Annotated in this window: 12 protein-coding genes; 9 read left to right on the top strand and 3 right to left on the bottom strand. The window is 70.5% G+C overall.

Annotation, left to right across the window (positions count from 1 at the left end; all coding sequences use genetic code 11):
- The first annotated feature begins 247 nt into the window (after window positions 1-247).
- The 6 genes from U5640_RS10195 to U5640_RS10170 all read left to right on the top strand — a co-directional run bounded on the left by U5640_RS10195 (window position 248) and on the right by U5640_RS10170 (window position 7,215).
- The gene (locus tag U5640_RS10195; RefSeq protein ID WP_340375480.1) at window positions 248-2,371 is read left to right on the top strand and encodes a DNA topoisomerase IV subunit B; all 2,124 of its coding nucleotides are present in this window, start codon (window positions 248-250) and stop codon (window positions 2,369-2,371) included.
- Window positions 2,372-2,624: 253 nt separating this feature from the next.
- A complete protein-coding gene (locus U5640_RS10190; protein WP_340375479.1) occupies window positions 2,625-3,149 on the top strand; it encodes a DUF1453 domain-containing protein in 525 nt (174 codons plus the stop codon).
- Window positions 3,146-4,297, top strand: a complete 1,152-nt coding sequence (locus U5640_RS10185; protein WP_340375478.1) for a histidine kinase — start codon at window positions 3,146-3,148, stop codon at window positions 4,295-4,297. The genes U5640_RS10190 and U5640_RS10185 overlap by 4 nt, the downstream gene beginning before the upstream one ends.
- Window positions 4,294-4,977 carry a response regulator transcription factor gene (locus U5640_RS10180; protein WP_340375477.1) on the top strand — a complete coding sequence of 228 codons (684 nt, stop codon included), beginning with the start codon at window positions 4,294-4,296 and terminating at the stop codon, window positions 4,975-4,977. Before U5640_RS10185 ends, U5640_RS10180 begins: the two co-directional genes overlap by 4 nt.
- Window positions 4,978-5,056: 79 nt before the next feature.
- On the top strand, window positions 5,057-5,626 hold the full coding sequence (locus U5640_RS10175; RefSeq protein ID WP_340375476.1) for a DUF485 domain-containing protein: 570 nt from the start codon (window positions 5,057-5,059) through the stop codon (window positions 5,624-5,626).
- Window positions 5,623-7,215 (top strand): cation acetate symporter, encoded by a 1,593-nt coding sequence (locus tag U5640_RS10170; RefSeq protein WP_340375475.1) that lies wholly within the window; start codon window positions 5,623-5,625, stop codon window positions 7,213-7,215. The genes U5640_RS10175 and U5640_RS10170 overlap by 4 nt, the downstream gene beginning before the upstream one ends.
- A gap of 109 nt (window positions 7,216-7,324) precedes the next feature.
- On the opposite strand, the gene U5640_RS10165 is transcribed toward U5640_RS10170, so the two are convergent.
- A complete protein-coding gene (locus U5640_RS10165; RefSeq protein WP_340375474.1) occupies window positions 7,325-8,017 on the bottom strand; it encodes a response regulator in 693 nt (230 codons plus the stop codon).
- A gap of 161 nt (window positions 8,018-8,178) precedes the next feature.
- Between U5640_RS10165 and U5640_RS10160 the strand changes: the two genes are divergently transcribed.
- From U5640_RS10160 to U5640_RS10150, 3 genes are all read left to right on the top strand, one after another.
- Window positions 8,179-8,994 (top strand): ABC transporter ATP-binding protein, encoded by an 816-nt coding sequence (locus U5640_RS10160; protein WP_340375473.1) that lies wholly within the window; start codon window positions 8,179-8,181, stop codon window positions 8,992-8,994.
- Window positions 8,984-9,847, top strand: a complete 864-nt coding sequence (locus U5640_RS10155; RefSeq protein ID WP_340375472.1) for an ABC transporter permease — start codon at window positions 8,984-8,986, stop codon at window positions 9,845-9,847. Before U5640_RS10160 ends, U5640_RS10155 begins: the two co-directional genes overlap by 11 nt.
- Window positions 9,848-9,962: 115 nt before the next feature.
- On the top strand, window positions 9,963-11,018 hold the full coding sequence (locus U5640_RS10150) for an ABC transporter substrate-binding protein (RefSeq protein WP_340375471.1): 1,056 nt from the start codon (window positions 9,963-9,965) through the stop codon (window positions 11,016-11,018).
- 21 nt (window positions 11,019-11,039) lie between these two features.
- Here the strand turns inward: U5640_RS10150 and U5640_RS10145 are convergent, their stop codons facing one another.
- Together U5640_RS10145 and U5640_RS10140 are read right to left on the bottom strand one after the other, a co-directional pair.
- On the bottom strand, window positions 11,040-11,720 hold the full coding sequence (locus U5640_RS10145; RefSeq protein WP_340375470.1) for a response regulator: 681 nt from the start codon (window positions 11,718-11,720) through the stop codon (window positions 11,040-11,042).
- A complete protein-coding gene (locus tag U5640_RS10140) occupies window positions 11,717-13,387 on the bottom strand; it encodes a sensor histidine kinase (protein WP_340375469.1) in 1,671 nt (556 codons plus the stop codon). Before U5640_RS10140 ends, U5640_RS10145 begins: the two co-directional genes overlap by 4 nt.
- Window positions 13,388-13,399: the final 12 nt, after the last annotated feature.

Here is a 13,399-nt window from a genome sequence, read left to right as displayed (position 1 = left end):
GGCTGGATTGCCGGTTTGTTCATGAGGACGTGCCCGGAGCCTAAATGGTTCATGCCTCGAAGGGAACGTGATATGTACTTCACTCCAACGAGGGATCGAACACGCATGCGACGCTGGACTAGTCTGAGTTCAGACCGAGGGTGGCGTGACAACGGCTCTACCAGGCCTCGGTACCCTCTTGGCGGCGAACGAAGCCGCGCCCTTACCCAGAAGGGCCCCACCTGAAATTCAGCGAGGAGCGAACCGCGTGACCGCCGAAACGTCCGTGCCGTCCACTGCGCTGCTGGCAGGAGCAGACCGGGACGGTTCCAACTACACCGCGCGGCACCTGCTCGTCCTCGAGGGCCTCGAGGCCGTGCGGAAGCGCCCCGGCATGTACATCGGATCCACCGACAGCCGGGGACTGATGCACTGCCTGTGGGAGATCATCGACAACTCCGTGGACGAGGCCCTCGGGGGCTACTGCGACCACATCGAGGTGATCCTCCACGACGACGCCTCGGTCGAGGTGCGCGACAACGGCCGGGGCATCCCCGTCGACGTCGAACCCAAGACCGGCCTGTCCGGCGTCGAGGTCGTCATGACCAAGCTGCACGCCGGCGGCAAGTTCGGCGGCGGTTCCTACGCCGCCTCCGGCGGTCTGCACGGCGTGGGCGCCTCGGTCGTCAACGCCCTCTCGGCCCGCCTCGACGTGGAGGTGGACCGCAGCGGACACACCCACGCCATCAGCTTCCGGCGCGGGGTGCCGGGCGCCTTCGCCACCGAAGGCCCCGACGCGAAGTTCGAGGCCCAGGGCGGCCTGCGCAAGACCAAGAAGATCGCCAGGGCCCGCACCGGCACGCGCGTGCGGTACTGGGCCGACCGCCAGATCTTCCTCAAGGACGCCAAGCTCTCCCTGGAGAACCTCCACCAGCGCGCCCGCCAGACCGCGTTCCTCGTCCCCGGCCTGACCATCGTCGTCCGCGACGAATACGGACTCGGCGAGGGCGGCAGCAAGGGCGAGGAGTCCTTCCGCTTCGACGGCGGCATCAGCGAGTTCTGCGAGTACCTGGCCACCGACAAGGCCGTCTGCGACGTCCTCCGCTTCACCGGCCAGGGCACCTTCAGGGAGACCGTGCCGGTCCTGGACGAGCACGGGCAGATGACCCCCACGCAGGTCACCCGCGAGCTCGAGGTGGATGTCGCGATGCGGTGGGGCACGGGGTACGACACGACCCTGAAGTCCTTCGTGAACATCATCGCCACCCCCAAGGGCGGTACGCATGTCGCCGGCTTCGAGACGGCCGTCACCAGCACCATGAACGAGGTCCTGCGCACCAAGAAGATGCTGCGCGTCGCCGAGGACGACATCGTCAAGGACGACGCCCTGGAAGGCCTGACCGCGGTCGTCACCGTCCGCCTCGCCGAACCCCAGTTCGAGGGCCAGACCAAGGAGGTCCTCGGCACCTCGGCGGCCCGGCGCATCGTGAACGCGGTGATCTCCAAGGAGCTCAAGGCGTTCCTGACCTCCACCAAGCGCGATGCGGCGGCCCAGGCCCGCGTCGTCATGGAGAAAGCGGTCGCCGCCGCCAGGACCCGCATCGCGGCCCGTCAGCACAAGGACGCGCAGCGCCGCAAGACGGCCCTGGAATCCTCCTCGCTGCCCGCCAAGCTCGCCGACTGCCGCAGCGACGACGTCGACCGCAGCGAGCTGTTCATCGTCGAGGGGGACTCGGCGCTCGGCACCGCCAAGCTGGCCCGGAACTCCGAGTTCCAGGCCCTGCTGCCGATCCGCGGCAAGATCCTCAACGTCCAGAAGTCGTCCGTGACCGACATGCTGAAGAACGCCGAGTGCGGCGCGATCATCCAGGTCATAGGGGCCGGCTCCGGGCGCACCTTCGACATCGACGCCGCCCGCTACGGCAAGATCATCATGATGACCGACGCCGATGTGGACGGCTCCCACATCCGGACCCTGCTGCTGACGCTGTTCCACCGCTACATGCGGCCGATGGTCGAGGCCGGCCGGGTGTTCGCCGCGGTGCCGCCGCTGCACCGCATCGAGCTCGTCCAGCCCAAGCGGGGCCAGGACAAGTACGTGTACACCTACTCGGACCGTGAGCTGCGCGACAAGCTCATGGAGTTCCAGAGCAAGGGCGTCCGGTACAAGGACTCCATCCAGCGGTACAAGGGTCTCGGCGAGATGGACGCCGACCAGCTGGCCGAGACGACGATGGACCCGCGGCACCGCACCCTGCGCCGCATCAACCTGTCCGACCTGGAGGCGGCCGAGCAGGTGTTCGATCTGCTCATGGGCAATGACGTCGCCCCCCGCAAGGAGTTCATCTCCAGCTCGGCGGCGACCCTCGACCGGTCACGCATCGACGCGTAGCCGCCGGGCCGGGCACGGGAAGATCGGCACGACGGGGGCTGGTTCCGGGAGGAATCCAGCCCCCGTCGGCGCATCTCCGTGTTCCCGTCGGAGCAGGTTCAGACGGGCCCTCCATCCAGGGGTGGAGTGCCCTCACCGGGCGGATCCACCCATGATCCACCCTGGCTCCGATCCGCCGACCTGCGCGAATCCGTAGCGTCGAAGGCGTCGGCAGCGCTCGCTGCCGCCACTCCTTCTCGCTCGCGGAGGTGTGATGTCCGCGCTGGTCGACGCACTGGTGATCGTGGCGATCGCCGCGCTGGTGATCGTGCGCCAGTTCCGTGCGAGCCGCGTCGACACGGACCGGCGCTGGGGGCTCCTGCCTGCGGTCCTGGCTGTCATGGCCCTGCGCGAGCCCCATCTGCTCGACGCTCACCACGTCCCCGCCTCGGCCGTGATCCTCGGCGCGGAACTGCTGGTCGGCCTCGCCACGGGAGTCGGCTGGGCCTGGACCACCCGCATAGGGGTGGAGCCCGACGGTGCGGTGTGGAGCAGGAGCACCAGGTCCAGCGTGGGCGTCTGGATTCTCGGCCCGGGCCTGCGTGCGGGTCTGTTCGCCCTGGGCGTTCTGTTCGGCGTCCACCAGGACAGCTCGGCCCTGCTGCCGGCGCTGGCGGGCACCCTGCTGGTTCGCTCCGGGATTCTGATCTGGCGCGCGCGGCGTCTGGACCGGAGCCCGGTACCCGGCCCGGCGTACGGTGAGCAGACGGTCCGGACCACGTGGAAGGAGCGCGTGTGACGGAGAACGCCTGGACGCGCTGGCCCTCTCGGGAGGCGCTGAGCCGGCCGGGGACGACGGCTCCCCGGCGCCTGCTCGCCTGGGTGGTGCGCCTGATGCTTCTCGGGATCCTCCTGTGGGGCGCCTTCCACGACACCCGGGTGCGCGGCTGGGGCGCGGTGGCCGGAGCCGTCGGAGTCCTCGTGACCGGCGGACTGGCCTGGTGCTTCTGGCGGACCACTCTCCGGAACCGGTTGTGGCCTTCGCTGGCGGTGGTCCTCCTGCTGCTGGGGCTCGCCGTCGCGGCCCAGGCCGTGGGATTCCGGGAACTGGCCGTCGTCGTGTGGTGCGGTTGCTGTATCACGGTGCTGGAGCGGATGCCGCTGGCCGCGGCGCTGCCCGTCGCCTCGGTGGCGCTCGCCGCGTACGTCGCGGTCAACGACGACGTATGGCTGACCACGGCCGCGACCGTCGGTGGGATGGCTCTCGCGGGATACACCCTGCGCCTGGACGCCGAGGCCCGCGGCAACGCCCAGCGACTGCTCGCCCAGGAGCGGGCGGCGCGGCTCGCGGAAGCGGAGTCGGCCGCGCTCGCCGAGCGGGCCCGGATCGCCCGGGAGATCCACGACGTGCTGGCCCACAGTCTCTCGGCGCAACTGGTGCATCTGGAAGCAGCCCGGCTGCTGATCGAGAGAGGAGCGGACCGCGAGCAGATCCTCGGACGAGTGGTGGCGGCCCGGGGGATGGCCCGCGACGGGCTCGACGAAACCCGGCACGCCCTCTCCGCGCTGCGCGGCGATCTGACGCCGCTCGAGGACTTCCTGACCGACCTGGTCCGGGCGGCCCACGGTGTTGAGGTCACCGTCGCGGGTGACCGCAGAGCGCTGTCGGCCGAGGCGTCGCAGGCCGTGCGCAGGGTCGCCCAGGAGGCCCTGACCAACGTCCGCAAGCATGCGCCCGGCGCCAAGGTGAGGGTGCGGCTGGCGTACGGCACCGATGAAGTGACGCTGGACGTGCGGGACTCGGGGGGTGCGCCGGGTGAACTCGCCGAGGCCGGCGGCGGGTACGGTCTGCTGGGGATGCGCGAGCGCGCCGAGCTGCTGGGCGGGTCGCTGGAGACCGGACCGGACGAGGAAGGGTTCGTGGTGACGCTGAGGGTGCCGGTATGACGGAGACGGCGGAGCGGAAGCCGGCCAGGGTGGTGGTCGCCGACGATCAGACCGTCGTCCGGGAGGGCATCGTGATGCTGCTCGGGCTGCTGCCCGGAGTCGAGGTGGTGGGGGCCGCAGGGGACGGGGACGAGGCCGTGCGGCTCGTCGCCGAACTCGCCCCGGACGTGGTGCTGATGGATCTGCGGATGCCGCGGTGCGACGGAGTCGAGGCGACCCGGCGGATCCGGGCCGAGCACCCCGGGACGCAGGTCGTGGTGCTCACGACGTACGCGGACGACGCGTCCCTGTTCCCGGCCCTTCAGGCGGGGGCCCGGGGCTATCTCACCAAGGACGCCGGCGGGGACGAGATCGTGCGGGCCGTGCACAGTGTGCTGTCCGGGGACGCGGGGCTGTCGCCGAGCGTGCAGCGGCGGCTGCTGGACCGGCTGTCGGCGCCCGAGCCGGAACCGGTCGCCCCCGTCGCTCCGCCGGACGGACTCACCGCACGCGAGACGGAGGTGCTGACGCTGATCGCCGAAGGCCTGAGCAACCAGGAGATCGCCCGCCGGCTCCAGGTGTCCACGGCGACGGTGAAGACCCACATCAACAACATGTTCACCAAGACAGGGCTCAAGGACCGTGCCCAGGCGGTGCGTTACGCGTACACAAAAGGGCTGGTCCGGCCACCGACGCGATAGGTGGTCTTTCGTCACCTGATGGGGTGAAGGAGACGGGGAAGGAGATCCGGGGGTCTTCCCGATCTGTCCATCCTTGGGCATGCAGTCAAGCGATGGCCGGGCCCGCGGCGGTGGGGACGGCCCTGAGAGATCCGGCGAGCACCAGCAGGGCCGGGGCCCGGACTTCGTCGAGGCACCGGGCGAGGTGCGCTACGCGGACCCCTGGTACGACGCGCTCGCGTCGGGCTGGGGCGAGCAGGGGACGACGGCCCAGGCGGCCACTCGCGGGACCGAGGTGCCGGCGGCCCGCAGGGAGCGCGAGGACGGGGCCGTTGCGGCGGCGCAGGTGTATCTCGAGGTGCAGCGCAGTGCCGCGTTCCAGGAAGTGCGCGGCCGCTACCGGAGGTTCGTCGGGCCGGCGAGCGCGGGGTTCTTCCTCTGGTACGTGGGCTATGTCGTGACCGCGACGGCCGCGCCGGGATTCATGGGGAGGCCGGTGGTGGGCGCGGTGAACGTGGCGCTGCTCGCGGGGCTCGGCCAGTTCCTCACGACGTTCCTGCTCACCTGGGCCTATGCGCGGCACGCGCGGCTGCGCCGGGACCGCGCCGCACTCGAACTGCGCTGGGACACACAGGAACTGACGCGCGGAGCGAGGAGTGGAGCGTCGTGACCGGACATCATCAGGCGCTGGCGTTGGCGCTGTTCAGCGCCTTCGTCGCGGTCACCCTGGGGATCACGACCTGGGTGAGTCGCAACCGGCACGGGTCGGCGGAGGAGTTCTACGCGGGAGGGCGGTTGTTCTCCCCGATGGAAAATGGCTTTGCCATCGCGGGCGACTACATGTCGGCCGCCTCCTTCCTCGGTGTCGCGGGTCTCATCGCCCTCTTCGGCTACGACGGGCTGCTCTACGTGGTCGGGTTTCTGGTGGCCTGGCTGGTGGTGCTGTTCCTCGTCGCCGAACTGGTGCGCAACTGCGGACGCTTCACACTCGCCGATGTCGTCGCGGCACGGATGAGCGAGCGGCCGGTGCGGATCGCGGCGGGCACCTCCTCGGTCACCGTTTCCGTGCTGTACCTGGTGGCGCAGATGGTGGGGGCGGGCAGCCTGGTCGCCCTGCTGCTGGGGAACACCGGGGAGGCGGCCCGGGCGTGGGCCGTCATCGGCGTCGGGGCGCTGATGGTGATCTATGTGTCGTTGGGAGGGATGCGGGCCACCACATGGATCCAGATCGTGAAGGCGGTGCTCCTGCTGTGCGGCACGATCGCCCTCACGGTGCTCGTGCTGGTGCGTTTCCACGGTGACTTCGACCGGCTGCTGCTCACGGCGGCGGAGCGCAGTGGTCACGGTGCCGCGTTCCTCGCGCCCGGGCTGAAGTACGGCGGGGACTGGACCGCCCGCCTCGACTTCATCAGCCTCGGCCTGGCGCTGGTGCTCGGCACGGCGGGGCTGCCGCACATCCTTTCGCGTTTCTACACGGTGCCGACCGCGCGGGCCGCGCGGCGGTCCACGGTCTGGGCGATCGGGCTCATCGGCGGCTTCTACCTGATGACGATCGTCCTCGGGTTCGGTGCGGCGGCGATCCTCGGACCGGAGACGGTGCGCGCGTCGAACGCGGCCGGGAACACCGCGGTTCCGCTCCTCGCGCTCGACCTGGGCGGCGGAGCCGACTCGACGGGCGGCACGGTGCTGTTCGCTGTCGTGGCGGCGATCGCGTTCGCGACGATCGTCGCCGTGGTCGCCGGGATCACGCTGGCCTCCTCGGCGTCGGTGGCGCACGACCTGTACGCCTCCTTGCGCGCCCGCGGGGCGAAGGCCCGCAGCGAGGTGACGGTGGCGCGGATCGCCGCCGTCGGCATCGGTGTGGTCGCCATCGCCCTGGGGCTGCTGGCCCGCGATCTCAACGTCGCCTTCCTGGTGGGACTGGCGTTCGCGGTCGCGGCGTCCGCAAATCTTCCGGTGCTGCTCTACTCCCTGTTCTGGCGTGGTTTCACCACGCGGGGCGCGGTGTGGGCGGTGTACGGGGGACTGGTGCCGGCGCTGGTGCTGGTGGTGCTGTCACCGGTGGTGTCGGGCAGCCCCGAGTCGCTCTTCCCCGGCGTGGACTTCCAGTACTTCCCGCTCCAGAACCCCGGCGTGGTCTCGATCCCGCTGGGCTTCCTCGCGGGCTGGCTGGGCACGGTCACCTCGACCGAGGCCGCGGACGAGGCCAAGCACGCGGAGACCGAGGTGCGGTCGCTGACGGGGGCGGGCGCCGTATGACCTGGGGCGCGGTGTGCATCGTAGGCCGTGCGAGGGGTGTCCTCGTAGGACGTACGACGGTCGGCGGCGTATGCCGGCGCACCGGGCGGCTCCGGACCGGTACGGACCGCTACGGGGCCACCCAGGCGTAGCGGTGTTCCGGGCGGCCGGTGTCGCCGTACTTGAGGGAGAGGCGCAGACGGCCGGCCTGTTCCAGGTGGCGGAGGTAGCGCTGCGCGGTGGAACGGCTCAGACCGGTCTCGGCGGCGACCTCGTGGGCCGACAGAGGGTGGTCGGCGCGGTGCAGGACGGTACAGATCAGGTCCGTGGTCGGTTCCGAGTGGCCGGTCGGCAGGCCGGGGGAGGACGGGACCGAGGTGGTGCGCAGGGCGCCGAAGATCCGGTCGACCTGTTCCTGGCCGGCGACACCCCGGCCGCCGACCCGGTCCACTGTGCGGCGCAGGGCGGCGTAGGAGTCGAGCCGGGTGCGCAGCGCGGCGAAGGTGAAGGGTTTCACCAGGTAGTGCAGGGCCCCCAGGCGCATCGCGGTCTGCACGGTGGTGACGTCGCCGGCTGCCGTGATCATGATGACGTCGGTGCCCTGACCCTGCTCCCGCATCTGGTGCACCAGCTCCAGGCCCGTCCCGTCGGGAAGGTAGTGGTCGAGCAGGACCAGGTCGATGCTGCCGCGCTGCACGGTGGCCAGCGCCTGGGCGGCACTGTGCGCGCGGGCGGCCACCCGGAAGCCGGGAACCTTTCCCACGTACTTGGCGTTTATCTCGGCGACGCGGAAGTCGTCGTCCACGACCAGGACGTCAATCATCGGGCCTCTTTCCCTCAAGGCCTGGTGGGCGTCAAGCCCATGTTTCGGCTCCGCTGTTGTAGCGCGCGCAAAACGAGCACAACAGCCTCTTGCAAGCAAAAGAAGCGCATGCGCCCACAAGGCTGATGCCGTGTCCCGGCTCACATCTACCGTCCCCGGCCATGAGCGCACACACCAGCCCCGCCATCGAGCTGCGGGGCGCGAGCAAGGTCTTCAAGACCCCCTCGGGAGGTCTGCACACGGCCGTCCGGGACCTCGACCTCAGCGTCGGGCGCGGCGAGTTCGTGGCCGTCGTCGGCCCCACCGGCTGCGGCAAGTCGACCACGCTGACCCTGGTCAGCGGGCTGGAGGAGCCGAGCCGCGGCGAGGTGCTGGTCGCCGGGCAGCCGGTGCGCGGGGTCGGCGACAAGGTCGGCTTCGTCTTCCAGCAGGACGCCACCTTCCCCTGGCGCACGGTCCTGTCCAACGTCATGGCGGGCCCCCGCTTCCGCGGCGTGCCCAAGGCGGAGGCCAAGGAGAAGGCCCGCGAGTGGCTGGCCCGGGTCGGGCTCGCCGCCTTCGAGGACCGCTACCCGCACCAGCTCTCCGGCGGTCAGCGCAAGCGCGTCGCCCTCGCCGCCACCTTCGTCAACGACCCCGAGATCCTGCTCATGGACGAGCCGTTCTCGGCACTCGACGTGCAGACGCGGGCGCTGATGTCGGACGAGCTCCTGGAGCTGTGGGAGGGCACGGGCGCCTCGGTCGTCTTCGTCACCCACGACCTGGAGGAGTCCATCGCGCTGGCCGACAAGGTCGTGGTCATGACGGCCGGGCCGGCCACCGTGAAGCAGGTCTTCGACATCGACCTGCCGCGCCCGCGCAAGGTCGAGTCGGTGCGCCTGGAGCCGCGGTTCATCGAGATCTACCGCGAGATCTGGGAGTCCCTCGGCGAAGAGGTCCGCATCACCCGTGAAAGAGGTGCCGCCCATGTCGCCTGACGTCCTCAGCACGCCCGTCGCGGACGCGGTCAAGGCGCCGGATCGCGCCCACTCGCGCGCGCGGGCCGCCCGTCGACGCAAGATCGTCGTCGGAGCCTCCCGGGTCCTGCTCCTGGTGCTCGTCCTCGCCCTGTGGGAGGCGCTCTCCCGGGCCGAGGCCATCGATCCGTTCAACTTCTCGATGCCCTCCAAGATCTGGGACCAGATCTGGACCTGGGTCACCCACGGGACCGCGCTCGGCTCCCTCGGCGAACAGATCTGGTACACGCTCTACGAGGCACTGCTCGGCTGGGTCATCGGTGTGATCGCCGGTGTCGTGTGCGGTATCGCGCTCGGGCGGATCACCTTCCTCGCCGATGTCCTTGGTCCATACATCAAGGTGCTCAACTCGATCCCCCGTATCGTCCTCGCGCCGATCTTCGTCATCTGGTTCGGACTCGGCCCCGCCTCCAAGGTCGCCTCGGCCGTCGTCCTGGTGTTCTTCCCCGTCTTCTTCAACGCCTTCCAAGGGGCCCGCGAGGTCGACCGCAACCTGGTCGCCAACGCCCGCATCCTCGGGGCGAGCGACCGCAGGGTGACGCTTCAGGTCGTCATCCCGTCCGCCACCTCCTGGATCTTCACCAGTCTCCACGTCAGCTTCGGCTTCGCCCTCATCGGCGCGATCGTCGGCGAGTACATCGGCGCCACCAAGGGCATCGGCCTGCTCGTCGCGCAGTCCCAGGGCACGTTCAACGCGGCCGGTGTGTACGCGGCGATGGTCATCCTCGCCGTCGTGGCCCTGGTCGCCGAGGGACTGCTCACCTTCGCCGAACGGCGCATCTTCCGCTGGAAGCCGTCGGGCTCCGACAGCTGACACCCGCTGAACGGCCCTCAGCCGCGCCCCGTCGGCCGCCTCGCCGGACGATCCGCGCCCGTCCCGGCCGTCCCACCCCGCACCACCACCCCTCTCACAAGGACGTGAACCCGCCATGCGCTTCTCCGCCAGAAACGCCGCCCTGGCCGCCGCCGGCCTGCTCGCCCTCTCCTCTCTCACCGCCTGTGCCAACGACGCGGCGAGCACCGCCTCCACCGGCTCCGGCGGGGACGGCAAGGGGACGAAGGTCAAGATCATGGTCGGTGGCCTGGACAAGGTCATCTACCTGCCCGCGATGCTCACCCAGCGCCTCGGCTACTTCGACGCCGAGGGCCTCGACGTCGAGCTGCTGAGCGAGCCGGCCGGTGTGCAGGCCGAGACCGCGCTCGTCTCCGGCCAGGTCCAGGGCGCCGTCGGCTTCTACGACCACACGCTCGACCTCCAGGTGAAGGGCAAGGCCGTCGAGTCCGTCGTGCAGTTCTCGCAGGCACCCGGCGAGGTGGAGATCGTCTCCACCAAGGCGGAGGGCAAGATCACTTCACCCGAGGACTTCAAGGGCAGGAAGCTCGGTGTGACCGGCCTCGGCTCCTCGACCGACTTCCTCACCAAGTACCTCGCCGTCAAGAACGGCGTGAAGGTCAGCGAGTTCACCCCGGTCGCGGTGGGCGCCGGTCCGACGTTCATCTCGGCGCTGGAGCAGGGCGCCATCGACGCGGGCATGACGACGGACCCGACCGTCGCGAACATCCTGGACAAGAAGGCCGGCAAGGTTCTCATCGACATGAGGACGCCGCAGGGATCCATGGAGGCGCTGGGCGGCCCGTACCCGTCGTCGAGCCTGTACATGCAGACGGACTGGGTCAACGGTCACAAGGACACCGTGCAGAAGTTGGCCAATGCATTCGTCAAGACGCTCAAGTGGATGTCCACCCACAGCGCCGCCGAGATCGCCGACAAGATGCCGGCCGACTACTCGCAGGGCAACAAGACGCTGTACGCGGTCGCCATCAAGAGCACACTGCCGATGTTCACCAAGGACGGCGTGATGCCCGCGCAGGGACCCGAGACCGTGGAGAAGGTCCTCAAGGCGTTCAACCCCGCCATCCAGAACGCCGACGTCGACCTGAGCAAGACCTACACCACGGAGTTCGTCGAGAAGGCGGCCGGCTGACGGCCCCGGCCCGCCGTGCCCTCAGGCGCGGGTCGCCCACACGTAACGGTGTTCCGGGCGGCCCGCGTCGCCGTATTTCAGGGTCAGCCGGGCCCGGCCCGTGCGTTCCAGGAGCTTCAGATAGCGCTGGGCGGTCTGGCGGCTCACCCCGGTCCGGTCGGCGATCTCCTGGGCCGACAGCGGCCCCTCGGCGTTCATCAGGGACTGGCGGACCAGCTCGGCCGTGGTGGGCGAGTGCCCCTTGGGCAGCCCGGGCTCCGACGAGGCGGACAGCGCACCGAAGATGCGGTCCACGTCGGCCTGTTCGGCCTCCCCGCCGCCGTCGAGGGTTCGGCGCAGATCGGCGTACGCCTCCAGCTTGGCGCGCAGGCCCGCGAAGTTGAACGGCTTCACCAGGTACTGGAGCGCGCCCTGACGCATCGCCGCCTGCACGGTCGAGACGTCCCGTGCCGCCGTCACCATGATCACATCGGTCTGGTGGCCTCGCCGCCGCATCTCCTGGACGACCTCCAGGCCCGTCTCGTCGGGCAGGTAGTGGTCCAGCAGGACCAGGTCCAGGCCCGGGTGCAGCTCCAGCAGGCGCAGCGCCTCGGCGGCGCTGTGGGCCTCGCCGGCGACGCGGAAGCCGGGGACCTTCTCCACGTAGGCCGCGTTGACCCGGGCGACCCTGGTGTCGTCGTCCACGACCAGGACCTCGATCATCGCGACTCCTCCTCGACCGTGCCGTTCGCCGTTGCGGTCAGTGCCGGTTCCAGGTCGGGTCCGGCCAGTGCCTCGGGAAGGACGACGGTGAACTCGGCGCCCCCGCCGACCGCCTCGCCGACCGTGGCGCTGCCGCCCTGCCGTTCGGCGAGCCTGCGCACCAGTGACAGTCCGATGCCGCGCTTGCCGTGCGCGGGCGGCTTCTTCGTGGACCAGCCCTCGGTGAACACCAGCTCGCGCTGCTCGGCGGGGACACCGGGTCCGGTGTCCCGTATCCGCAGGACGGCGGTCCGGCCCTCGGCGCGCAGTTCGACCTCCACGCGTGCGTGCGGGGTGCCGGCGACGGCGTCGAGCGCGTTGTCCACGAGGTTGCCGACGACCGTGACCAGCCCGCGCGGGTCGACGAGCCGGTCCGGCAGCCGGGTGCCGTCGGAGACCCACAGGGCGACGCCGCGCTCGGCCGCGACGGTCGCCTTGCCGACCAGCAGCGCGGCGAGCAACGGGTCCTCGATCTTCTCGGTCACCTGTTCCGAGGTGGCGCGGTGGTCGCCGACCACCTCTCCGACGAAGTCCACGGCGTCGTCGTACATCTCCAGTTCGAGCAGACCGAGCAGGGTGTGCATCCGGTTGGCGTGCTCGTGGTCCTGGGCGCGCAGCGCGTCGATCAGCCCGCGCGTGGAGTCCAGTTCGCGGCCCAGTTGCTCCAGTTCGGTGCGGTCGCGCAGGGTGGCCACGGCGCCGCCGTCGTCGGTGGGCATCCGGTTGACGACCAGGACGCGCTGTCCGCGTACGGCGATCAGGTCGGTGCCGGTCACCCGGCCGGCCAGGACATCGGCCGTACGTCCCTCGCCGAGCGCCTGGTCGGGGGAGCGGCCCACCGCCTCGTCCCCGATGCCCAGGAGCCGCTGCGCCTCGTCGTTGAGCAGCCGGACCCGGCCGCTGCGGTCCAGCGCGACGACCCCCTCGCGGATGCCGTGCAGCATCGCCTCGCGCTCCGCGAGCAAGGCCGAGATATCGGAGAAGGCCAGGTCACGGGTCTGCCGCTGGACCCGTCGGGAGATCACCCAGGCGGCCAGGGCGCCCACGGCGAGCGCACCGCCGGCGTAGGCGAACAGGCCCGGGATCGCATGGATCAGACGGGCGCGCACGCTGTCGTACTCGATGCCGACCGAGACCGCCCCGACGATGGTGCCCGCGCTGTCGCGCAGGGGCACCTTGCCGCGGGCCGAGCGGCCCAGGGTGCCGCTGTCGATCTCCATCACGTCCTGGCCGGCCAGGGCCTTCTGCGGGTCCGTCGAGACATGGCCGCCGACCTCGTCGGGATCGGTGTGCGACCAGCGGGTGCCGTTCAGGTCCATGACGACGACGTACTCGGCGCCACTGGCCTTGCGGATCCGTTCCGCCTCGCGCTGGACCGGGCCGTCGACCGTGGGAGGGGTCCGGCGCAGGTCCTCGGCGATCTGGGGGACCGCCGCCGTGGTCTGGGCGATGGCGAGGGCGCGGCGCATCGCCTGGTCGTCCAGCTGGTTGCTGAGCGGGGCGAGGAAGAGTCCGGTCGCGAGCACCACGACTCCCGCGGCGATCGCCAGCTGCATCAGCAGCACCTGCGAGAAGACGCGCCGGGGCATGCCGAGGCGCAGGCGACGGGCGGGGGGAGAGGGGCTCATACCCAAGACGGT

It is taken from the genome of Streptomyces sp. SS7 (genome assembly GCF_037993025.1).
Lineage (GTDB): Bacteria > Actinomycetota > Actinomycetes > Streptomycetales > Streptomycetaceae > Streptomyces.
The sequence above is the reverse complement of the archived record's forward strand: the minus strand, read 5'-3'. Positions and strand labels throughout refer to the sequence as shown.